Origin of the sequence: Micromonospora sp. NPDC048935 (assembly GCF_043197875.1) — a bacterium.
Lineage (GTDB): Bacteria > Actinomycetota > Actinomycetes > Mycobacteriales > Micromonosporaceae > Micromonospora.
In genome coordinates, this window is record NZ_JBICTZ010000016.1 from 128,288 (window position 1) to 149,769 (window position 21,482).

Genomic DNA, 21,482 nt, shown 5'->3' on the forward strand with positions numbered 1-21,482 from the left:
CGGTGTCCACCTCCACCGACCACGGCCGGCCCGACCCGGAGGCGACCCCGTCCGCGCGCGGCGACGATCGCCCGGTCTCCGACCGGGGTGACACGGTCTGCGTCATCGGGGCCGGGGCCAGTGGTCTGACGGCCATCAAGAACCTGCGCGAGCACGGGTTCGGCGTCGACTGCTACGAACGGGAGACCGGCGTCGGCGGCGCCTGGAACTGGCGGCACGACCGCAGCCCGGTGTACGCCAGCACCCACCTGATCTCGTCGAAGCCGTTCACCCAGTTCCCTGACTTTCCGATGCCGGACTCCTGGCCCGACTACCCGCACCACAGTCAACTGCTGTCCTACTTCGAGCGGTACGCCGACCACTTCGACCTGCGCTCGCACATCTGGTTCGGCACCGAGGTGATCCGGGTCGAGCCCGCCGAGGGGGACCGGTGGGACGTGACCACCCGCTCCACCGGCGGGTACGGCCCGGAGCGCACCTCCCGGTACGCCGCCGTGGTGATCGCCAACGGCCACAACTGGTCGCCGAAGCTGCCCCGCTACGAGGGCCTGGAGGAGTTCCGCGGCGAGATCATGCACGCCTCGTCCTACAAGGACCCGGCGCAGCTGCGCGGCAAGCGGGTGCTGGTGGTCGGCGCCGGCAACACCGGCTGCGACATCGCCGTCGAGGCCGCCCAGCAGGCGTCGCGGTGCTGGCACTCCACCCGGCGTGGTTACTGGTACGCGCCGAAGTACGTGCTCGGCCGCCCGGCCGACCAGGTGAACGACACCCTGTTGGCGCTGCGCGTGCCGCTGCGGGTGCGGCAGTGGCTCTACCACTGGACGATGCGGTTGACAGTCGGTGACCTGACCCGCTTCGGCCTGCCCAGGCCCGACCACCGGGTGTACGAGACGCACCCGATCGCGAACAGCCAACTCGTCTACTACGTGGGCCACGGCGGGATCGGCCCGGTGCCCGACGTCGCCCGGTTCCGCCCGTACGCGGTGGAGTTGGCCGACGGCCGCGAGATCGACCCCGAGGTGGTCGTCTTCGCCACCGGTTACCTGCCGCGCTTCGAGTTCCTCGACGCGTCGGTGTTCGCCGACAGCGCCGGGGCGGGTCGGCCCACGCTGTGGCTCAACGCGTTCACCCCGGGGCATCCGACCCTCGCGGTCGCCGGCCTGCTGCAGCCCGACTCCGGGTTGTTCACCCTGTCGCACTGGCAGACGGTGCTCTTCGCACGGCTGCTCCAGGCACGTCGGGACCGACCGGACCGGGCCATGGCGTTCGCGCGGCGGGTACGGGAGCGGGCCGGGGAGCGGTACTCCGGGCCGGTCAAGGAGAGCAGCCGACACTGGTTCGAGGTCGGTCACGCCGACTACCTGCGCGCCGTCCAGCGCGCCCTGCACGACCTGGAGGGCAGCAAGTGAGCGCGAGGAGTGAGCTGGCGAGCCCCGCAGTCGCGAACGAAGGGTTGGCCCGGTGAGCGCGAACGGTGAGCTGCGGATCATGCGGAGCCGGGAGTGGTCGCGTCCGGTCCGGCCGGCCCGACGGGAGGTGCTCAGTGCCCTTCCCGAGGTGGAGGAGGGTAGGCCGCCGTTGCTGTTCGTCCCGGGGTTCGGGCACGGCGCGTGGGTGTTCGCCGAGCACTGGTTGGGTCACGCGGCGTCGCGGGGGTTCCCGGCGTACGCGATGAGCCTGCGCGGGCATGGTGCCAGCGAGCCGGCGCCGGAGGCGACGCTGCGGGCGTACGCGCACGACGTGGTCCAGGTGGCCGCGGGCCTGCCGCGCCAGGCGGTGCTGGTGGGGCACGGCGCCGCGGCTCTGGTGGTCGCGCACGCGTTGGCCCGCTACCCGGCGCGCAGCGCGGTGCTGGTGGCGCCGGTGTTCGGCGGCTGGGGAGTGCTGGGCGCGGCGTTGCGCCGCAACCCGGCGGGCACGGTGCCGGCGGTGTTCGGTGGGCCGTTGCGGCTCAACAGTGGGCAGTTGTTCAGCCGCGAGTTGCCCGACGAGGAGGCCCGGCGGTATGTCGGGCGGCTCGGCCGGGCGGGCCGGCGGGCGCAGTGGGCGCTGCTGGGTGAGCCGGAGGCCGAGCCGGCGGTGGGCGCCCCGCCGGTGCTGGTGTTGGGCAGCCCGGACGACCGGGTGGTGCCGGCGTCGACGTTGACCCGGGTGGCCCGCCGCTTCGGTTCGGCCCCGCTGCTCTTTCCCGGAATGGGCCACGACCTGATGCTGGACGCGCGCTGGGCGGAGCCGATCGACGCGATCCTGGACTGGCTGGAGAAGGAACCCTCGGCGCACTGAGCACCCGGGCGCGCCCGGGTCGGGGTCGCCGCCGTGGCGGGCCGATCGGCCGGCGCGGGCGGGTGGGTGCTCAGTGCGCCGAGGGTGCGCGGTCAGCCGGCCGTCTGGCGGGTGGCCGCGGTGGTCGGGGTGGTGGGTTGCGGCACCCGGGCCTCAGGGCCGGGTGGGGTGTCGTCGGGGCCGGTGTCGGCGCTGGTCAGGCGGCTGACCAGGGCGCCGCGCTCGTCCAGGGCGCGCAGGTAGGAGCGGGCCCAGGCCCGGATGTCGTGCTCCTCCAGGTGGGCGCGCATGGCCCGCATCCGCTGCGTGGTGTCGGCCGGGCTGGCCCGCAGCGCGGCGCAGAGGCCCTGCTTGAGCCCTTCCAGGTCGTGCGGGTTGACCAGGTACGCCTGGGACAGCTCGGCGGCGGTGCCGGCGAACTCGCTGAGCAGCAGGGCGCCCGTGTCGTCCACCCGGGCGGCCACGTACTCCTTGGCGACGAGGTTCATCCCGTCGCGCAGCGGGGTCACCGCCATCACGTCGGCGACCCGGTAGAGCGCGGCCAACTCGGCCCGGTCGAAGGGCTGGGTGAGGTAGTGGATCGCGGGCTCGCCGACCCGGCCGAACTCGCCGTTGATCCGGCCCACCTCGCGCTCGATGCGCTCACGCAGGATCTGGTACTGGCCGACGCGTTCCCGGCTCGGCATCGCGACCTGCACCAACACGGTGTCGCGGACCTTGACGTCGCCGCTGGCGAGCAGTTCGCTGTACGCCTTGAGGCGCTGCTCGATGCCCTTGGTGTAATCCATCCGGTCCACGCTGAGGATGACCTGCCGGGGATCGCCGAGGTCCTGACGGAGGCGGCGGGCCCGCGCGGCCACGTCCGGGCGGGCGGCGAGCGCGCCCATCTCGGCGGTGTCGATGGAGACCGGGAACGCGCCGATGCGGACGACCCGGTCGTCGATGCCGATCCGCCGGTCGGTGGCCGGCAGGTCCAGCACCCTGGTCACCAGTTGGGCGAAGTTGTGCGCCGCCTGCACCCGCTGGAAGCCGACCAGGTCGGCGCCGAGCATCCCGCGCAGCAACTCGGCCCGGCGCGGCAACTGCATGAAGAGCTCCGGCGGCGGGAACGGCACGTGCAGGAAGAACCCGATGCGCAGGTCCGGACGGAGCGCGCGCAGCATGCCGGGGACCAGTTGCAGGTGGTAGTCCTGCACCCAGACCACCCCGCCCTGCTCGGTCACCTCGGCGGTCGCCGCGGCGAAGCGTTGGTTGACCCGCTGGTACGCCTCCCACCACCGCCGGTGATGCTGCGGTTGTTCGACGGCGTCGTGGTAGAGCGGCCAGAGGGTGGCGTTGGCGAACCCCTCGTAGTGGTCGCGCAGGTCTTCCGGGCTGAGCGGGACGGTGTGCATGCGGACGCCGTCCACGTCCGGTAGGGCGGGGGCGGGCCCGGTGCCGCCGGCCCAGCCGACCCAGGTCGCCGGGGTGTGCCGTAGCAGCGGGTGCAGCGCGCTGACCAGCCCACCGGGGCTGCGCCGCCACTCGCAGGCCCCGTCGGGGGCCTGGCTGTCGTCGATGGGGAGGCGGTTGGCCACCACCACAAGAGAACTCTGTCGCATCTCGGGCATTCCGATCAGCAGAGGACTGACCGCCACGAGCAAGGAAAAACCGGTCAGTCAGCGGGGGAAGTGACGTACAGCGGTATTCCTACTGACAGTAAGTTACACCACTGTTACGCGCACGGCGGGTCGGAGGCGTCCCGGGATGCGGGCCCTGTGAAACAGGCCCTAGACGACGGCGCCGTTGTCCGGGTCGTCCTCGTCCTCGTCGCCGGGGCGCAGTCGCCAGATCAGCGTGACGAAACCGGCGAGAATGCCGGTGAACCCGAACAGGGTGACCGCCGAGCGGTCCACCGGGATCAGCGACGGGAAGAGGAAGAGCACGAACCCGACGACCACGCCGAGCACACCGACCACCGCGTACTTGCTGATGCGGGGAAGCGGCGGCGGTGGGGGCGGGTGGTAACCCTCGTCGTCCTCGTCGTCGGGCAGATCGGCCCCGAAGGTGTCCAGCCCGTCGAGCAGGGACGGCTCGTCCGCCCGGGTGTCGCGCCCCACGGAGATCCCGGAGAAGTCGGTGGCGGACGGGAGCCGGCGGGTGTCGGTGGCGGTGGGGCCCGGCTCGTCGGTCCCCGAGCGGGCCAGCGGGCCGGTGGTCGGCTCGTCCCGGGCCTCGCGGTCGTCCACGTCCTCCGCGGCCGGCCACGGGTGCTCGCCAACTGTGGAGGAGGTGTGGAAGCCGGCCACGATCCGCGCCCACTCGGCGTCGATGTCCGGTTCGTCACGGGCGGGCGGCTGCTCGGGGGTGGTCTCGTCGGCGAGCTGCGTCAGATAGTCCCGTGCGGTGCTCAGGTGCGAGCGGTCGACGTAGAGCCGGTCGACCGGCCGGGCCGGAACGGTGGTGGTGCGGGTGACCGGGTTGAGGTCGGCGGAGGGCTGGAGGTAGGCGGCGATCCCGCCGGCGGCCAGCACGTCGAGCAGGTGCTCGCCGACGCGCGGATCGACGTCGCCGACGACGGCGTACTCGTTCGCGTCGAGCCCGTTGTCCCGCCGTCCCCGGCGGGCACCACCCGCTGACACCCGGACATCCCCCTTAACGCGCCTCGCGGCGCGACCCTCGACGCCCGTCCGCACGCCGTGCTCTGAATCGTGACACGTCGGGGCATGGTTCCGGGAGTGCGTTGTGTCGCGTCTTCCAAACTCACCGCTGCCGCCGCAGGTCGCGACCGGGGTTCTTTGTCCGTTCTTGCGCGACCAGCGCCATCTCGGTGCTGCCGGGCCGGCTGGTTGCCGGGCCGCTTGGTTGCCCGGCCGGCCGGCTGCTCGGTCGCCCGACCGCACTGGCGCGCCAGCACGGTCCCGACGCGGGCGCCGGTGTCAGGGCAGGCGCAGCAGGGTGGGGGCGTGGTGGCGGGTGGCGAAGTCGTGCAGGCGGGCGCGGGTCGTCGCGGCGGCGGAGGGGTCGGTCTCGGTCAGCGGGCCGATCGCCAGCGCCATCGTGATGATCTCGTCGGTCACGTCGGCCATCCGGGCGTAGCTGGCCGCCGCCGACCTCAGCAGGCCCGCGGCGCCAGCCGCGTCCCCGGCGTGCCGGGCCAGCGTGGCGTCGGCGACCTGACCGGCGGCGCGAGCCCACGGGGTCGTCCGGGGCGCCCGGTCGAGCATCTCCCGGACCAGCCGGGCCGCGTCCGCGCCGAGCACCCCGGCGACGTGCCCGACGGCCGGCACCCACTCGGCGAACGGGATCATCCGGGTCCGCCGCCAGTCCTCGTCCAGCTCGGTCAGCAGCGCCATCGCCTCGTCCCGGCGGCCCTGCACGGCCCGGCAGAGTGCGGCGTGCGCCAGGGTGGAGCGCAGCACCCGGTGGAATCCGCTGCGCCGCGCGGCGACCAGCGCCTGCTCGACCAGGTCCCCACCCGTGCCGCCCGCCAGCGCGGTGCCGTCCGGTCCCACCAGCGCGTCCGGTCCCGCCACGCCGCCCGGTCCCACCAGGCCGCCCGGTCCGGACAGCGCGTCCGGCCCGGCGCCGGACAGCCCGCGCATCCAGCCGGAGACCGCCACGATGTGCAGGTCCCACTCCGCGGTCGGCCGGCGGGTCGACTCGGCCGCCATCGCCAACGCGGCAGTCCAGTCGCCCGCGTAGTACGCCCGCGTCCACTGGTCGGCGAAGCTGGTCGCCAGGCTGTGCTCGCCGCCCAGGTCGAGGGTGAGCTGCTCGTCCACCAGTCGGGCCGAGCCGGCCAGGTCGCCCTCCTCCTGCAACGCCCAGGCCAGGTTCTGCACCGCCCGACGTCGACTGGTCAGCCGCTCCACCCGGCAGTGCTCGGTCACCTCGGCCAGCTCCGGGTACGCCGAGGCGGAACCGGCCAGGTACCGCGCGACCGCCAGGGTGATCCGCGCGTTGGCCTGCACCTCGCGTAGCTGGAGCCGCTCGGCGAGGGTCGCCGCGGCTCGGGCGGCCGCGCACGCCGGGTCGGTCTCGGCGTTCAGCATGTGCACGCGGGCCAGCTCCAGCAGGGCGCTCGCCTTCTCCTGGCTGTCCGGCAACTCGCTGTAGATGCCGATCGCCTGGTCCAGGCAGTGCAGGGTCGCGGCACGGTCGGCCCGGCTCCACGCGGCGGTGGCGAGCAGCGTCCACGCCCGCGCCGCACCCGTCCGGTCGCCGGCCGCGGCGAGCCGCTCGGTCAGCCGGGTGAGTGTGTCGGTGCCGCCGGCCACCAGGAAGGCGTCGCCGTCGCGGTAGAACGCCAGCTCCGCGTCGAACAACTCCAGCGCCGGGTCCGGACCGACGTCCAGGGTCAGCGCACGCCCGACCAGCGCGGCGGCGGTGTCCAACGCGTGCAGCTCGTACGCCCGACGGGCCGCCCGGTGCAGCGCGGCCCGCGCGGGTGGGGCGTAGGGGGCGGTGTCCAGCCCGACGGTCCGGGCGATCTCGTGCGCCGCCCAGCGGTGGTTGGCCAGCACCTCGGCCAGGTCGTGCTGTCGGCCGTCGGCGAGCTGCGCCATCCAGTCGGCGGTGCGCTGGTGCCGCAGCACCCGCTCGGCCCGCGGTAACCGCTGGTAGCAGACGTCCCGCACCAGGATGTGCCGGAACCGGTACTCGGACTGGCCGGGCATCGTGGATGTGCTCTGCTCGTACACCAGGTCGCGTCGTTGCAGCCGGTCCAGCGCGCGCTCCACCCACTCCACCGGCCGCCCCAGCGCCGTGGCCACCGGCGCGGCCCAGAACTGCACGCCGACCACCGCGGCGGCCTGGAGCACCGCCCGGTCGGCCGGGTCCAGCAGGTCGAGCCGGTTGGCGATGACCGCCTGCACCGTACGCGGCATCTCCGCGCCACCGTTGGGGTCGAGGCGGAAGGCCGAGTGCGTCGCGTCGAGCAGCCCGCCGTCGAGCAGCATCCGGGCGTACTCCTGGGCGTAGAGCGGATTGCCGTCGGCGAACTCGATGAGCGGGGTGCGCGCGGCCGTGGGCAGCGTGGACTGCCCGAGCAGCAGCGAGTACAGCGTGTCGATGTCGGTGTCGTGCATCGGCGGCACCGAGATGGACATCGCGCCGCTGATCGTGGCGGTCCAGGCCGGGTGCCGTTCCCGCAGCTCCGGGCGGGCGGTCGCGACGACCAGCAGCGGTACGCCGCGCGCCGTCGCGCCCAGCTGCTCGACGAAGGCGAGCATCGCCTGGTCCGCCCAGTGCATGTCCTCGAAGGCCAGCACGGTCGGCCCGGTGGTGGCCAGGGCGATCAGGAAACGCCGCCAGACGGCCTCGGTCTCGCCCGGGGTGAGGCGTTCGCCGGGCACGCCGATCAGCGGGCCGAGTGCCTCGGCCAGCCGGGTCGCGTGAGGATCGGCGAGCTGCCCGAGCCGGGCCCGCAGCCGTTCCCGCAGGGCGGCCGGATCGTCGACCTCCGGTACGCCCACCCAGCTCTTCACGATGTCCGCCAGCGCGGCCCAGGTGACGTTCTCGCCGAACGGCGGGCACTGCCCGACCAGCCAGGTGACCGGCGGGCCGGGCAGTCGGCCGGCGTGCCGTTCAAGCTCGCGAAGCAGCCGGCTCTTGCCGACACCGGCCGGCCCGAAGACCGTCACCAACTGGGAGGTCCGCTCGGTCACCGTCCGGTGTAGCGCGTTGACCAGCAGACCGCGCTCGTGCTCCCGGTCCACCATCGGCGTCAGCTCGGCCGTGCGCAGGTCCCGGTGTGGCCGGACCTGCACGGCAAGCCAGATCCGGCTCACCGCGGACCGGCCGCGCAGCGTGACCGGCGGCTGGTCGGCGTACTCCATCTCGTGTCGGGTGGCCGCCCAGGTGCTCTCGTCGACGACGACGCCGCCCGCCGGTGCGAACGCCTGCAACCGGGACGCCGTGTTGACCACGTCCCCGGTGACGAAGGCCTGCCCGCCGTCGCGGGTGGCGGAGAGGTCGACCAGGGCCTCGCCTGTCGCGATGCCGACCCGGAAGCCGAGCGGCGGCTGCGGGCCGTTGGGCTGGTGGGCCAGGCTGCGTTGCAGTTCCAACCCGGCGCGCACGCACCGCAGCGCGTCGTTGTCGGTGGCCACCGGTGCGCCGAACAACGCCATCGCCGCGTCGCCGATGTACTTCTCGACGACCCCGCCGTACTGGTGCACGATCCGGCGCACGGTCGCGAAGTAGGTCTGTTGCAGACCGTGGGCCTGCTCCGGGTCGGTCCGTTCCGCGTAGCTGGTGAAGTCGACGATGTCGACGAAGAGCACGCTGACCTGACGCCGGTCCTCCTCTACCACCGCGATGTGGTCCCGCAGGGGCTGACCACAGCTGGTGCAGAAGTTGACCTCGGTGCTGTTGGCGTGCCCGCAGTGCGCGCAGGCGACCGCGAGCGGCTGGCCACACCCGCCGCAGAAACGGTCGTCCGGCCCGGCCGCGCGGGCGCAGTGTCCACACCTGAGGTCGATGTTCAGCTCCGTGGGCGAGATGGGTCAGTATCGCGTCCACCCGGCCAGTCGGGTACCCGACGTGTGGGCGGGCGGCGCCATCGATCGGTCGGAGTTAGTGTTCCGTACCAGGAAGTTTCATGTCAGGGAGAGTGCCGTGCAGGTGCGACTGTCCGCCTCGTGGACCGATTCGGGTGGTACGCGATGGGCTCCGGGCGACACGATAGACGTCGATGCGGTCACTCTCGCCGAGCTGGAGGAGCAGGGCATGGTGGAAGAGCCTGAGGGCCAGGGGAGCGGGTCGGGAAAGACCACGACCACCTCGTCGAGCACGTCCACGGCTGACAAGCCGACCGACCCGAAGAAGATCGGGCCGGGGCCGGGCGCGCCGCCGGCAGACGACACCGACAACTGATCGGCCGGATGTGGCCGGCGGACCCACGGGTCTGCCGGCCACATCCGTGCGTGGGCACCGGGGCGGCTCGCGGTACGCGAAACACGCGCTGGCCCGGGCCTGATCGGTCAGCGGTCGTTCATGCCGGCACGGCGGCGCAGCGCGGCCACGTCGGTCACCACGATCCGGCGCCCCTCGGTCCGCAGCCAGCCGCGGCTGGCGAACGAACCAATCGCCTGGTTGACGCTCTGCCGGGACCCGCCGGCCATCTCGGCCAGTTGACTCTGGTTGAGCTCGATCGTGATCATCGGTGCCTGACTCTCGCCGGCCAACCGGACGAGCGTCTTGGCCACCCGGCCGGGCAGGTCGAGGAAGACGTGGTCGGCGTTCTGCTCGGTGAGCCGGCGGATCAGCCCGCCCAGCGAGCGCATCACCGCGTCCAGGATGCGGGGGTTGGAGTGCACCAGCTCCATGAACGCGCCCCGCGAGAGTGCGAGTGCCGCGCAGTCCTCGATGGCCTCGGCCGAGGCGGACCGGGTGGACGCGTCGAGCAGGGAGACCTCGCCGAGCACGTCCGGTGGACGGATCACCGACAGCACGGCCCGCTCGCCGGTGGGTGCGGTGCGGAAGACGGCCACCGCCCCGCGGCGCAACACGATCAGCGACTCACCCGGGTCGTTCTCCACGAAGAGCAACTGGCCCTTGCGGTAGGTACGGGGGACGGCGGCGGCGATGACGCGCTGCCGCACCTCGGGCTCCAAACCAGCGAACATCTCGACACCCGTGAGCGCGTCACCCGGCTCCGGCAGGCGCATCTCCACGGCCCAACCCCTCCCCGGTCATGGACCACAAACTCGCTCACCGGGTGAACCTGATGGCCCTGACAAGGTGAACTGACACCGATTCGGCATCCGGTAGCGGTACACATCAGATCATGACGGTCCGGTCGCTTGCTGTACACCCCTCGAAGCACTTCCGTGACCGTCGCGAGCTGCCGCGTACCGTCATTGAGGTGCCGAACGGGCCTGTCACCAGCGGTGCGGCGCCCCCCGGCGGGCACGGCCGGACGACGGTGGGCGAGGATGGCCGGAATGGTCTATCGCTATTTCTACGACTGCGAGTTCATCGAGGACGGCACAACCGTCGACCTCGTCTCGATTGGTGTCGTCGACGAGTACGGTCGCGAGTTCTACGCGGTCTCCACGGAGTTCGACGACTCCCGTGCCGTGCCCTGGGTTCGGCGCAACGTGCTGGACAAGCTGCCGTCCCCGGCGGACCGGGCCTGGCGGTCGCGCGAGCGCATCCGTGACGACCTGTACGACTTCCTGGTCGAGCCGATCCGGGACCGGCCGGGGGAGCAGTTGGAGCTGTGGGCCTGGTACGCCGCGTACGACCACGTGGTGCTCGCCCAGCTCTGGGGTGCGATGCCGGCGCTGCCCCGGGAGATTCCTCGTTACACGAAGGAGCTGCGCCAGCTCTGGGACGACAGGGGTCGGCCGATCCTGCCGGACGCGGACGCGGCCCGGCACGACGCGCTGGTCGACGCCCGGCACAATCTGGCTCGCTGGCGGGCGATGACCGCCCGCTGAGTGCCGGCCACATCGCCGCAGGTTTGACCGGTTCTGTCCCGGGCATCGGTTCGGCGAACCGAAGCGGAGGAGAGTGCCATGAGCAACGAGCCGACCAACGCCGCCGACGCTCGAGCCCGGGTCACCGAGCTGGCCCGGGCCGCGCGGATCTGCATGCTCACCACGACCGCTCTGGACGGGCGGCAGGTGAGCCGGCCGATGGGGCTCCAGGAGGCCGAGTTCGACGGCGAGCTGTGGTTCTTCGCCTCCGCCGACTCGGCCAAGGTCCGTCAGCTCCGGGTCAACCCGGAGGTCAACGTCTCCTTCTCCGACCAGAAGCACCACGCCTGGGTGTCGATCTCCGGCACCGCCACCGAGGGATTCGACCGGGCCCGGGCCGAGCGGCTGTGGAACCCACTGCTCAAGGCGTGGTTCCCCGATGGGCTGGACACCCCGGGACTCACGTTGATCAAGGTGCACGCCAGCTCCGCCGAGTACTGGGACTCGGCGAACAGCGCCGTGGTCAACCTGCTCGGCTACGCGAAGGCCGCGGTCACCGGGCGGCCGCCGAACGCCGGCGAGAACCACGAGGTGACCTACTGACCCGTCGCCCCCCGGGGCGCGCTGTCGCCGTACCGGCAGGCCGACTACAGTGCGCAGTGACGGCCCGCCCCGGGCCGGCAACGGCGCCGATGGTCTGATCTGACACATACCCTGGGGCAATTCGGGCTTTACCTGATGCTCCAGGAGGATGAGCGGATCATGCGTATCGGCGTGCTCACCGGCGGCGGCGACTGCCCCGGTCTCAACGCGGTCATCCGGGCGGTGGTCCGCAAGGGCGTCGCCACCTACGGTCACGAGTTCGTGGGCTTCCGCGACGGTTGGAAGGGCCCGCTGGAGGGTCTGTCCCGGCCCCTCGGCATCGCGGACGTCCGTGGCATCCTGCCCCGCGGCGGCACCATCCTCGGCTCGTCCCGGACCAACCCGTTCAAGATCGAGAACGGCGTCGAGCGGATCAAGGACAACCTCGCCGCCCAGGGTGTCGACGCGCTGATCGCGATCGGCGGCGAGGACACCCTCGGCGTGGCCACCAAGCTCTACGAGCTGGGCGTCCAGGTCGTCGGCGTGCCGAAGACGATCGACAACGACCTCGGCGCCACCGACTACACCTTCGGCTTCGACACCGCGGTCAACATCGCGATGGAGGCCATCGACCGCCTGCACACCACCGCGGAGAGCCACCACCGCACCCTGGTCGTCGAGGTCATGGGCCGGCACGCCGGCTGGATCGCCCTGCACGCCGGCCTCGCCGGCGGCGCCAACGTGATCCTGCTGCCCGAGCGGCAGTTCGACGTCGACCAGGTGGCCGGCTACGTCGAGAAGCGCTTCCAGCACCAGTACGCCCCGATCGTCGTGGTCGCCGAGGGTGCCCAGCCGCTGGACGGCCAGATGGTCCTCGCCAACCAGGAGCTGGACTCGTTCGGTCACGTCCGCCTCGGCGGCATCGGCCAGTGGCTCGCCGAGCAGCTGGAGGCCAAGACCGGCAAGGAGGCCCGCACCGTGGTGCTGGGTCACATCCAGCGCGGTGGCACCCCGACCGCCTTCGACCGGGTGCTCGCCACCCGCCTGGGTCTGCAGGCCATCGACGCGGTCAACGACGGCGACTGGGGCAAGATGGTCGCGATGCAGAGCACCGACATCGTCCGGGTGCCCCTCGCGGAGGCCACTCGCGAGCTGAAGACCGTGCCGCTGGAGCGGTACAACGAGGCCGAGGTCTTCTTCGGCAGCTGATCGACAGGTAGGCGGCGCGGCGGGCCGGCGGGTCCGCCGCGCCGCGACCCGACGCGAGGGGGTACGAGCCGAGATGTCAGCCGGTGTGCACACGGTCGCGGTGATAGGCGCGGGCAAGATCGGTGAGCTGGTGCTCTCCGGGCTGCTGCGCTCGGGATGGCCGGTGGACCGGCTGCTGGCCACCGCCCGCCGGCCGGCCCGAGCCGAGGAGCTGACCGCCCGCTACGGCGTACGGGTCGTCGACAACCTGACCGCCGTGGACGAGGCGGAGGTGCTGGCGGTTTCGGTGAAACCGCAGGACGCCGCCGCGCTGCTCGACGAGATCGGCCCCAAGGTGCCGGCCGACAAGCTCGTCATCTCACTCTGCGCCGGCCTGCCCACCAGCTTCTTCAACCGCCGGCTGCCCGAGGGCACCCCGGTGGTCCGGGTGATGACCAACACTCCGGCGCTCGTCGACGAGGCCATGACGGCGATCTCGGCGGGCGCGCACGCCACCGGGGCGCACCTGGCGTTGGCCGAGGAGATGTTCAAGCCGCTCGGCCACACGATGCGGGTGCCCGAGTCGCAGCAGGACGCGGTCACCGCGCTCTCCGGCTCCGGGCCGGCCTACTTCTACCTGCTGGTCGAGGCCATGATCGACGCGGGGATCCTGCTGGGGCTGCCCCGGCAGGTGGCGCACGAGCTCATCGTCCAGAGCGCCGTCGGCGCCGCGGTGATGCTGCGCGACTCCGGCGAACACCCGGTCAAGCTGCGCGAGGCGGTCACCTCGCCGGCCGGCACCACCATCTCCGCGATCCGCGAGTTGGAGAAGCACGGCGTGCGGGCGGCGCTGCTCGCCGCGCTGGAGGCTGCCCGGGACCGCGCCCGGGAGCTGGCCGCCCAGGCCGACTGAGTCTGCCGCACGTCGCGGGCCGGACGTGCCTGCCCGGGAGCTGGCCGCCCTGTCCGACTGAGTCCGTCGCACGTCGCGGGCCGGACGTTCCCCGGTGCGTGCCGCATACTGGCCCGGTGTTCACACTCGCCCAGGCCCGGCACCTGGTGGCCACCCTGCAACCGCGCGTCGACGAGCTGATCCGGGTCCGCGCCGACCTGGCCGAGCTGCGCGTCGACCTGGCCGACCACGGCGTCAGCGCCCTCGGTGGCCTGGCCGAGGTGAAGGGGCTGGAGGCCCGGCTGCACGCCGTCGTCGACGAGCTGCACCAGCACGACATCCAGGTCAAGGGCATCGCGCCGGTGTTGCTCGACTTTCCCGGTGAGCGGGCCGGTCGGCCCGTGCTCTGGTGCTGGTTGGAGGGGGACTCCGACGTGCGTTGGTACCACCGGGCCGAGTGCGGCTTCGCCGGCCGCCGCCCCATTTGACGTCGCTGCCGTCTCGCACCCATTGATCCACTCGGGTTCACGGAATCCGCGGTGTCCGCGCGCGGCGGACACCCCGATCTTCAGGAACGCGAGTGGATCAAGCTGGATGCGTCGCTCAGCCCGCCCTGGACGTCGGTAGGACCGGGTCGGCGGCCTCGATCACCGCGAACACCACCACGTTGTCGACGTAGTGGCCCCGCCGCCGGTCGAAGTCGCCCCCGCAGGTGACCAGGCGCAGCTCCGCGCCGGGCGTCGGCCCGTAGACCGCCTCCGTCGGGAAGCGATCCTTGCGGGTACGCAGCGACCCGGTCACCCGGAACGACAACCGCTGCCCGCCGCGCCACACCTCCACCCGGTCACCGGGGCGCAGCTCACCGAGCCGGGCGAACACCGCCGGGCCACGCCGCGAGTCCAGATGGCCGGCGAGCACCGCCGGGCCGGTGTCGCCCGGGGCCGGGCCACCGCCGTACCAGCCGACGACACCGAAGTCGCCCGGCGGCACCAGCGCGCCCGCGCGGTCCAGGCCCAGCACGGTGAGCGCGGAGTCGACGCCGATGCGCGGCACGCGTACCCGCGTGGGTGGACCCTGCGGCACGGGCGAGGCGGCCACCGACGCACACCTGTCGGTGCAGCCGGGGTGCCAGCTCGCCACCGGCGGTGGAGCGTCGGTGCCGGCCAGCCCGACCCCGGTGCCGGCGGCCAGGCAGGCCGCCGCGCCGGCCGCGACGAGCGCGACAAGCGGCATCCGGCGGTCGCGGTGCCGCCGGATCGACAGGCCCGGCCCGGCGCTCACCAGGTGGTGCGCCGCCACCGACGCCAGAACAGCAGGGCCGCCGCGACGGCCGCCGCGGCCAAGCCGCCGGCCACCAGGGGGTACGCGGTCAGCCCGGCGCCGGCGGTGCCACCGGCGCCGGTGTCCACCCCACCGGCCGGAACGACGGTGCCACCCTCGGCGTCGCGGCGCAGCTCGGCGGTGAGCCCGCCCTGCTTGGCGTCGAGCACCAGCAGCGAGTAGACCGCGCCGCCGGTGAGCCGCACCTCGGCGTTGGCGCTCGGCCCGTCGGCACCCGTCAGCCGTAGCCGCCAACTGCCCGGCTCGACCTGCTCATAGTCGGTCGTGGTCGCGAACTGCACGTCGTCGGCGAGCAGCGGACCGTCCGCGGCGGCCACGTCCAACACCGGGGTACGCACGGAGGCCTGCACGACACGCACCTTGGCGCGGCCCTGCGTGGGCGCGCTGAGGTCATCGTCGAGCACCCGCAGGCCCAGGTCGGCGTGCCTGCCGACACCGGCCACCGTGTACGCGTTGCCGCTGGTCACCGCGACCTCGGTGGTGAGCACCGGGGGATCGCTGGCGGGAGCGCCGGCCTCGCGCATCGCCACCGCGTAGCGGCCGGGCGCCAGCTCCAAGTAGTCGGAGACCACCCCGTAGCCGACCCCGGGGAAGACCCTCGGTTTCGCGGCGTCCGGCGCGGCCAGGTAGACGTCGACGGCCGGCGTGTCCGGGGAGAGGTGGGCGAGCCGGACGTATCCGACGGTGTCCACGCCGGCTGCGGCGCTGGCCGGCGTGGGGGTGCCGGCGGCGGCGAGGGCGGTGGTGACCAGGAGCGCGCCGGAGCCGGCGAGCAGCCGGCGGGGAAGAATGCGGAGCGTGTTCATGTCGCCTCCGGAAGCACTTTCGGTGAGCGGGCGGCAACCCAGAGAACAGAGTCCCGTGCGCGGGACTGCAACGCAAGTTGCCAACGAGATCTTTCTCGACGTGTTTCCCGCCGCGCGCCGTGTCTTCGCCCCTCCCCGGCGTGGGGGCGCGGCGTTCGCTACTGCTCTCGGACGGTGAGGAGGCCGAACAGGTCGGGGACCCCGCCCGGGCCCGCCTCGGCGACCCGGAGCAGCCGAAGACCCGCCGCCACTGTCGTGTCGACCAGGTCGGCGAGGGGGATGTGCCAGGCGCCGACGCGTGCCCGGACGCCGTTGGTGTTCCAACTGTCGAAGCTGCGCGACCGGTCCGCGTACCGCGCGTCGACGACGACGCTCGGATGCTGGCCCCAGTCGGCGAACGCGCCCACGAAGCACGGGTGCACGCCCACGTGCACGAAGCGCCCGCCGGGGCGCAGCACCCGGGCGACCTCGCGCAGCACGGCCGGGTAGTCGGGCATGTCGGTGCTGGACAGCACACACATCGCGGCCGGCAGCGACGCGTCGACGAACGGCAGGGCAGTAGCGTCGCCCCGGGTCACCGGCAACCGCCCGGTGGCGTGCCGCAACTGCCCGCCGGACAGGTCCACGCCCACCGGCGTCCAACCCAGACCCGCCGGCACCGACGCGTGCGCGCCGGTGCCGCAGCAGACGTCCAGGCAGGCACCCTCGCCCGTGCCGAGCAGGTCCGCCACGGTGGCGTGTACCCGCCGGAGATAGTCGCCACCGCCGGAGATGAAGTCCTCGTACCAGTCCGCGTGGGCGTCGTACGCCGGTGTGCCCGTCGTTCCCATCAGTCGATGCTAGGGAGCGGAGCCGGTCACGCCGTGTCCGTTCTGCCGTGGGCAGAGGCAGTCGGCGTCGGCCACACCTCGGGGCCGCCGCGGATCGTCGCGTTCGCCTATCCTCGGTCGATGCGGGATCGCCGGGTGGCACTGGCGTGGGCGGCCTTCGTCGTCGTCGCGCTGGTGTCCTGTGTGCTCGTGCTGCGGCGCGAAGACCGCCTCTCCGACCTGCACATCTACTACGGCGCACTGTCCGATCTGCACGCCGGTCGCCCGCTGTACGAGTTCGTGGCGGTCAACGGCGGCCCGTTCACCTATCCGCCGTTCGCCGCTCTCGTGCTGGGTCCGATCAACGCCGTGCCGGAGGGCGTACTCCAGGGGATCTGGCTGGTGGCGACGTGCGCGGCGGTCGTCGCCATCGCCGGGGCGGTCGGTGTCGCGCTGACCACCCGGCCGTCCCGTCGACCGCTCGTCGTGGCGGTGGCGGCCACGGTGCTGATGCTCTCCGCGCCGGTGCAGAGCAATCTGCGCTTCGGTCAGGTCAGCGTCTTCATCGTGCTGATGGCCCTGCTCGACGGGATGGGCGTCGGTCCGCCTCGGCTGCGCGGGATGTTGGTCGGCGTCGCCGCGGCGATCAAGCTGACCCCGCTGCTGTTCGTGGTCTACTTCCTCGCCACGGGCCGCTACCGGGACGCCGGCCGGGCGGTGGCGACGTTCCTGGCCTGCGCGGCTCTCGCCGCGCTGGTGTTGCCCGGCGAGAGCTGGACGTACTGGACCGAGGCCGTGCGGCAGACCTCGCGGATCGGTAACCTCGCCTCCCTGGGCAATCAGTCCCTGCACGGGATGCTGCTGCGCGTCGGCGTCGACGAGGCGACGTTGCCCCTGCTCTGGGCCGCTCTGGTGGCGCTGGTGTGCGCGGCGGCGCTGCTGCGGGCCCGACAGTTGGCGGTGCGGGGTCGCCCCGGGCACGCGGCCGTGCTGGTCGGCTGCGCCACCGTCGCCGCGTCCCCGGTGTCCTGGACCCACCACCAGGTGTGGCCGGTGCTCGCCGCGATGCTGCTGATCGGCGCGTTCGGTGTCACCCGACGCGCCGCCGGCGTGGCGCTGCTCGCCGCCATGGTCGTCTCGCTGGGCGCGGTCCTCAGCCCGGTGTCGACACGGCCGGGTGTGCAGTTCCTCTTCGAGAACGCCCGCGCGCTCGGTGTGTGCCTGCTGTGCCTGGTCGGCTTCGGCGGCGTCGCGGTCGCGGTCACCCGGACGTCGCGCCGGCCGGCCGGTGGGCGGGGCTGGTTGCGGGTGGGCGTCACGGCCACGGTGGCGCTCGCGTTCTTCGCCGTGCAGCCGTTGCCCGCCGGAGCGGATCCCACCTTCAAGGCGTACGCCCTCGACGACGTGGTCAACCCGCGATACTTCTTCGTCTGCCGGGGGCCGGTCGAGTGCGCCGCCTACGGCACCGACGCGCCGGTCACCTTCGGCACCCGCGCCGAGAGGACAAAGGTCCGGGTCAACGGCGTGGTCTCCCCGCAGGTGACCCGCCTGGAATACTTCTCCGCGCCCGGTGGGGCGCCCCGGGTCATCCCGCTGCTGGACGCGTACCCGGGAAGCCGCACGTTCTCGTTCCGCTCGGCGAACATGGCGCAGGGGCGGCTCGTCGCGTACGCCTCGAACGGCCAGCCGATCGCCAGCTACGACGACGAACTCGCCGCCGCCCTCCGGACGGCCACCCGGTAGGCGGTCCGGAGGACGGCGGCGTAGCTCAGCGGGTCGCGGAGGCCAGGGCGGCGCGCAGCTTGTCGGCGTCGCCCGGTGCCGGGTGCTCCCAGTCGGTCGGCGTGGCGGAGTAGAGCGTGCCGTACGCCGGGGTGTCCGGCTGGTAGCGCCAGCCCTCGGCGAGCGGGCCGACGTCCACCGCGTCGTAGCCGATCCGGTCCAGGAAGGCCGTCACCTCGGCCTTCGCGGCGTCGTCGTCGCCCGCGATCGGGAGGGCGCTGCGGTCGGCGGCGCCGGACGGGCGGGGGAGCCCGGCCAGGCCCTTGTAGTAGATGTTGTTGAAGACCTTGACCACCCGGGCGTTCGGCAGGTGTTGCTGGAGCAGCTCGCTGCTGGTGGTCTCGCCCGAGTCGAGTTCCGGGATGGTCCCGTCGCGTGGCGGGTAGTAGTTGTTGGTGTCGATGACGATTTTGCCGGCCAGTGGCTCCACGGGCACCGCGCGGTACGCCTTCAGCGGCACGCTGACCACCACCAGGTCGCCGACCTGTGCCGCGTCCTGTGTCGTGCCGGCGCTCGCGTGCTCGCCCAGCTCGTCAGCCAGGTCCTTCAGCGTCTCCGGGCCGCGCGAGTTGCTCAGCACCACGTCGTAGCCGGCGTCCACGGCCAGTCGGGCCAGGGTGCCGCCGATGTTGCCGCTGCCGATCAGTCCCACAGTTGTCATGCTCGTTCCCAACTCCGTCCACCCACGACGCATTCCGACCTGTCCGATGGGTTATTTCGACTACCCGCCGGCGGGTAGCCGAGTGGACCGCTCGCGGCCTTCGGTGCCTGGTCGCGCCGTGGGCCCGCCCCGCACAACGTACTGCTCACCCTGGTCGCCGACCGGCTCCCCGGAGACATCCCACCCGACGGTGACGGGCGGTTCGTGCGGGCGGCGGGCCCGGTGGCGGTGCTGTGGAGCCGGGCGCGCCCGGCCGTTCGGCCCTCAGGCGGGGAGGGTCTTCTCGATGGCCGCGCGCAGGTCGTCGGAGTCGGGGGTGACCGTGGGGGCGAAGCGGGCGGCGACCGTGCCGTCCGGGGCCACCAGGAACTTCTCGAAGTTCCACCGGACGTCTCCGGTGTGCCCGTCGGCGTCCGGGGCGTCCACCAGCGCGGCGTAGAGCGGGTGCCGGTGGGGGCCGTTCACGTCGACCTTCTCGGTCAGCGGGAAGGTGACCCCGTAGTTGACCTGGCAGAAGTCGCTGATCTCGGCGGCGCTGCCCGGCTCCTGCCCGGCGAACTGGTTGCACGGCACGCCGAGCACCACCAGGCCGCGCTCGGCATAGGTGTCCGCGAGTGTCTGGAGGCCGGCGTACTGCGGGGTGAGGCCGCAGCGGGAGGCCACGTTGACCACCAGCAGCGCCTTGCCGCGGTAGCGGGCCAGCTCGGCGGGGCCGCCGTTGAGGGCGTCGATCGGGATGTCGAAGACGGTCATGACCCGAGGCTACGCGCCGGCCGCCCCGGGGGATCGGCAGCGGGTGGAGGGAGGTGCAATCCCCGCATCAGGGAAATCGAAACATGCACATCTTGACGAAGTGATGACGCCGTGAGTACCGTCTCACCATCTCTTTTGGAAAGTTTCCTAACAGTTCGGGAGACGCCTCATGAAAAGATCGCTCCGCCGGGCCCTCTGGGCCGGTGCCGTGGTCGCCGTGACCGTCGCGGCGGTGCCGGTGACCACCGCGTTCGGCGCCGGCAGTGTCACCACCACGTTCACCAGGGCACAGGACTGGGGGACCGGTCACGAGACGAGGGTGACCGTCACCAACGGGTCGAGTGCCACGGTCGCCACCTGGCGCATCGAGTTCGACCTGCCGTCGGGCACCACCATCAGCAGCGCCTGGGACGCCGACGTGACGAGCAGCGGCAACCACTACGTCGCGGTCAAGAAGAGCTGGGCCGGCGGCCTCGCCCCGGGCGCCTCGTTCAGCTGGGGTTACAACGGCACCGGCGCCTACAAGGCCCCGCTGAACTGCACGGTCAACGGCGCGCCCTGCGGCGGCGGCACCCCGACCAGCCCGCCGACCACGAGCGCGCCGACCACCGCGCCGCCCACCACGGCCCCACCCACCACCGCACCGCCCACCACGGCGCCGCCGACCACCAACCCGCCCAACCCGGGCGGCAAGAAGGTCGTCGGCTACTTCGCCGAGTGGGGTGTCTACGGACGCAACTACCACGTCAAGAACATCCAGACCAGCGGGTCCGCGGCCAAGCTGACCCACATCCTGTACGCCTTCGGCAACACCACCGGCGGCCGCTGCGCCATCGGTGACAGCTACGCCGACTACGAGAAGGCGTACACGGCGGCGGAGAGCGTGGACGGCGTCGCCGACACCTGGGACCAGCCACTGCGCGGCAGCTTCAACCAGTTGCGCAAGCTCAAGCAGCTGAACCCGCACCTGAAGGTGATCTGGTCGTTCGGCGGCTGGACCTGGTCCGGCGGCTTCACCCAGGCCGCGCAGAACCCGGCCGCGTTCGCCGAGAGCTGCCACAACCTGGTCGAGGATCCCCGCTGGGCGGACGTCTTCGACGGCATCGACGTCGACTGGGAGTACCCGAACGCCTGCGGCCTGACCTGTGACACCAGCGGCCCGAACGCGTTCAAGAACGTGATCAGCGCGCTGCGGTCGCGGTTCGGCTCCAACGCCCTGGTCACCGCGGCCATCACCGCGGACGGCAGCAACGGCGGCAAGATCGACGCCACCGACTACGCGGGGGCCATCGGCAACCTCAACTGGCTGATGCCGATGACCTACGACTACTTCGGAGCCTTCGCCGCCCAGGGTCCGACGGCACCGCACTCCCCGCTCACCTCGTACACCGGCATCCCGCAACAGGGCTTCAACTCCGACGCGGCGATCCAGAAGCTCAAGAGCAAGGGCGTCCCGGCCAACAAGCTGCTGCTCGGCATCGGCTTCTACGGGCGGGGCTGGACCGGGGTCACCCAGGCCACTCCGGGCGGCAGCGCCACCGGTGCGGCACCGGGCACCTACGAGGCGGGCATCGAGGACTACAAGGTCCTCAAGAACACCTGCCCGGCCACCGGCACGATCGCCGGCACCGCGTACGCCAAGTGCGGCAGCAACTGGTGGAGCTACGACACCCCGTCGACGATCAACGGCAAGATGCAGTACGCGAACAACCAGGGCCTCGGTGGCGCGTTCTTCTGGGAGCTCTCCGGTGACACCAGCAACGGCGAGCTCATCGGCGCCATCAAGGGCGGTCTCGGCTGAGTCGGAGACCGACGCACCACCCACCCGGCGGGGAGGGGTGCGCACCGCCCCTCCCCGCCCGGTGACACCGCGGCCCGGGGGGCGCCCCCCGGGGGCCCGGCCCGCGGGGGGGGGGTTGGGCCGGGGACTGGGGGAGACAAGCGGCGCGGCACGGGGCGATCAAACCCACGACCGTGGTG

19 protein-coding genes are annotated in these 21,482 nt (G+C 72.6%); 10 read left to right on the forward strand and 9 right to left on the reverse strand.

Going from position 1 to position 21,482, the window contains the following annotated elements:
- Window positions 1-2: 2 nt before the first annotated feature.
- Window positions 3-1,409, forward strand: coding sequence for a flavin-containing monooxygenase (locus tag ACGFIW_RS31410; RefSeq protein ID WP_393323526.1), 1,407 nt, complete (start codon window positions 3-5; stop codon window positions 1,407-1,409).
- A 79-nt stretch (window positions 1,410-1,488) separates the two neighbouring features.
- Complete coding sequence (locus ACGFIW_RS31415; protein WP_393323574.1) at window positions 1,489-2,283, forward strand: alpha/beta hydrolase; 795 nt, start codon at window positions 1,489-1,491, stop codon at window positions 2,281-2,283.
- A gap of 92 nt (window positions 2,284-2,375) precedes the next feature.
- On the opposite strand, the gene ACGFIW_RS31420 is transcribed toward ACGFIW_RS31415, so the two are convergent.
- The 3 genes from ACGFIW_RS31420 to ACGFIW_RS31430 form a co-directional block, all read right to left on the reverse strand.
- Window positions 2,376-3,884 carry a trehalose-6-phosphate synthase gene (locus ACGFIW_RS31420; protein WP_393323528.1) on the reverse strand — a complete coding sequence of 503 codons (1,509 nt, stop codon included), beginning with the start codon at window positions 3,882-3,884 and terminating at the stop codon, window positions 2,376-2,378.
- A 168-nt stretch (window positions 3,885-4,052) separates the two neighbouring features.
- Window positions 4,053-4,904 carry a DUF308 domain-containing protein gene (locus tag ACGFIW_RS31425; protein ID WP_393323531.1) on the reverse strand — a complete coding sequence of 284 codons (852 nt, stop codon included), beginning with the start codon at window positions 4,902-4,904 and terminating at the stop codon, window positions 4,053-4,055.
- A 297-nt stretch (window positions 4,905-5,201) separates the two neighbouring features.
- Window positions 5,202-8,768, reverse strand: a complete 3,567-nt coding sequence (locus tag ACGFIW_RS31430; protein WP_393323577.1) for an ATP-binding protein — start codon at window positions 8,766-8,768, stop codon at window positions 5,202-5,204.
- Here ACGFIW_RS31430 and ACGFIW_RS31435 point away from each other — a divergent pair.
- Window positions 8,758-9,141: a hypothetical protein gene (locus ACGFIW_RS31435; protein WP_393323534.1), complete on the forward strand. Its 384-nt coding sequence runs from the start codon at window positions 8,758-8,760 to the stop codon at window positions 9,139-9,141. The two genes, ACGFIW_RS31430 and ACGFIW_RS31435, sit on opposite strands and share 11 nt — an antisense overlap.
- Before the next feature lie 107 nt (window positions 9,142-9,248).
- On the opposite strand, the gene ACGFIW_RS31440 is transcribed toward ACGFIW_RS31435, so the two are convergent.
- Entirely contained in the window at window positions 9,249-9,941 is a 693-nt protein-coding gene (locus ACGFIW_RS31440; RefSeq protein WP_007463121.1) for a Crp/Fnr family transcriptional regulator, read from the reverse strand.
- A 270-nt stretch (window positions 9,942-10,211) separates the two neighbouring features.
- Between ACGFIW_RS31440 and ACGFIW_RS31445 the strand changes: the two genes are divergently transcribed.
- The 5 genes from ACGFIW_RS31445 (at window position 10,212) to ACGFIW_RS31465 (ending at window position 13,838) form a co-directional block, all read left to right on the forward strand.
- Entirely contained in the window at window positions 10,212-10,709 is a 498-nt protein-coding gene (locus ACGFIW_RS31445; protein ID WP_393323537.1) for a polyadenylate-specific 3'-exoribonuclease AS, read from the forward strand.
- 78 nt (window positions 10,710-10,787) lie between these two features.
- Window positions 10,788-11,291, forward strand: coding sequence for a pyridoxamine 5'-phosphate oxidase family protein (locus ACGFIW_RS31450; protein ID WP_393323540.1), 504 nt, complete (start codon window positions 10,788-10,790; stop codon window positions 11,289-11,291).
- Window positions 11,292-11,450: 159 nt separating this feature from the next.
- Window positions 11,451-12,479, forward strand: coding sequence for a 6-phosphofructokinase (locus ACGFIW_RS31455; RefSeq protein ID WP_393323579.1), 1,029 nt, complete (start codon window positions 11,451-11,453; stop codon window positions 12,477-12,479).
- Window positions 12,480-12,552: 73 nt separating this feature from the next.
- A complete protein-coding gene (gene proC / locus ACGFIW_RS31460) occupies window positions 12,553-13,371 on the forward strand; it encodes a pyrroline-5-carboxylate reductase (protein ID WP_393323543.1) in 819 nt (272 codons plus the stop codon).
- Window positions 13,372-13,487: 116 nt separating this feature from the next.
- Entirely contained in the window at window positions 13,488-13,838 is a 351-nt protein-coding gene (locus ACGFIW_RS31465; protein ID WP_393323546.1) for a DUF2203 domain-containing protein, read from the forward strand.
- A 115-nt stretch (window positions 13,839-13,953) separates the two neighbouring features.
- Here ACGFIW_RS31465 and ACGFIW_RS31470 read toward each other — a convergent pair whose 3' ends face one another.
- The 3 genes from ACGFIW_RS31470 to ACGFIW_RS31480 form a co-directional block, all read right to left on the reverse strand.
- Entirely contained in the window at window positions 13,954-14,649 is a 696-nt protein-coding gene (locus ACGFIW_RS31470; RefSeq protein ID WP_393323549.1) for a class F sortase, read from the reverse strand.
- Window positions 14,628-15,497 carry a DUF4397 domain-containing protein gene (locus tag ACGFIW_RS31475; RefSeq protein WP_393323551.1) on the reverse strand — a complete coding sequence of 290 codons (870 nt, stop codon included), beginning with the start codon at window positions 15,495-15,497 and terminating at the stop codon, window positions 14,628-14,630. Before ACGFIW_RS31475 ends, ACGFIW_RS31470 begins: the two co-directional genes overlap by 22 nt.
- Before the next feature lie 158 nt (window positions 15,498-15,655).
- Window positions 15,656-16,327, reverse strand: coding sequence for a class I SAM-dependent methyltransferase (locus ACGFIW_RS31480; protein ID WP_393323554.1), 672 nt, complete (start codon window positions 16,325-16,327; stop codon window positions 15,656-15,658).
- A gap of 120 nt (window positions 16,328-16,447) precedes the next feature.
- Here ACGFIW_RS31480 and ACGFIW_RS31485 point away from each other — a divergent pair, with 120 nt between their 5' ends.
- Entirely contained in the window at window positions 16,448-18,049 is a 1,602-nt protein-coding gene (locus tag ACGFIW_RS31485) for a glycosyltransferase 87 family protein (RefSeq protein WP_393323557.1), read from the forward strand.
- Window positions 18,050-18,074: 25 nt separating this feature from the next.
- On the opposite strand, the gene ACGFIW_RS31490 is transcribed toward ACGFIW_RS31485, so the two are convergent.
- A complete protein-coding gene (locus ACGFIW_RS31490; RefSeq protein WP_393323560.1) occupies window positions 18,075-18,749 on the reverse strand; it encodes an NADPH-dependent F420 reductase in 675 nt (224 codons plus the stop codon).
- A 264-nt stretch (window positions 18,750-19,013) separates the two neighbouring features.
- Window positions 19,014-19,502, reverse strand: a complete 489-nt coding sequence (locus ACGFIW_RS31495; protein WP_393323563.1) for a glutathione peroxidase — start codon at window positions 19,500-19,502, stop codon at window positions 19,014-19,016.
- Between the two features lie 169 nt (window positions 19,503-19,671).
- Between ACGFIW_RS31495 and ACGFIW_RS31500 the strand changes: the two genes are divergently transcribed.
- The gene (locus tag ACGFIW_RS31500; protein WP_393323566.1) at window positions 19,672-21,303 is read left to right on the forward strand and encodes a glycosyl hydrolase family 18 protein; all 1,632 of its coding nucleotides are present in this window, start codon (window positions 19,672-19,674) and stop codon (window positions 21,301-21,303) included.
- Window positions 21,304-21,482: the final 179 nt, after the last annotated feature.

Excerpts from the sequence above, each read along its gene's own strand:
- ACGFIW_RS31415 (WP_393323574.1), top strand. The coding sequence starts at position 1,489 with ATGCGGAGCCGGGAGTGGTCGCGTCCGGTCCGGCCGGCCCGACGGGAG.
- ACGFIW_RS31445 (WP_393323537.1), top strand. The coding sequence starts at position 10,212 with ATGGTCTATCGCTATTTCTACGACTGCGAGTTCATCGAGGACGGCACA.
- ACGFIW_RS31480 (WP_393323554.1), bottom strand. The coding sequence starts at position 16,327 with ATGGGAACGACGGGCACACCGGCGTACGACGCCCACGCGGACTGGTAC.
- ACGFIW_RS31500 (WP_393323566.1), top strand. The coding sequence starts at position 19,672 with ATGAAAAGATCGCTCCGCCGGGCCCTCTGGGCCGGTGCCGTGGTCGCC.
- ACGFIW_RS31495 (WP_393323563.1), bottom strand. The coding sequence starts at position 19,502 with ATGACCGTCTTCGACATCCCGATCGACGCCCTCAACGGCGGCCCCGCC.
- ACGFIW_RS31455 (WP_393323579.1), top strand. The coding sequence starts at position 11,451 with ATGCGTATCGGCGTGCTCACCGGCGGCGGCGACTGCCCCGGTCTCAAC.
- ACGFIW_RS31450 (WP_393323540.1), top strand. The coding sequence starts at position 10,788 with ATGAGCAACGAGCCGACCAACGCCGCCGACGCTCGAGCCCGGGTCACC.
- ACGFIW_RS31485 (WP_393323557.1), top strand. The coding sequence starts at position 16,448 with ATGCGGGATCGCCGGGTGGCACTGGCGTGGGCGGCCTTCGTCGTCGTC.
- ACGFIW_RS31475 (WP_393323551.1), bottom strand. The coding sequence starts at position 15,497 with ATGAACACGCTCCGCATTCTTCCCCGCCGGCTGCTCGCCGGCTCCGGC.
- proC (WP_393323543.1), top strand. The coding sequence starts at position 12,553 with ATGTCAGCCGGTGTGCACACGGTCGCGGTGATAGGCGCGGGCAAGATC.
- ACGFIW_RS31490 (WP_393323560.1), bottom strand. The coding sequence starts at position 18,749 with ATGACAACTGTGGGACTGATCGGCAGCGGCAACATCGGCGGCACCCTG.
- ACGFIW_RS31420 (WP_393323528.1), bottom strand. The coding sequence starts at position 3,884 with ATGCGACAGAGTTCTCTTGTGGTGGTGGCCAACCGCCTCCCCATCGAC.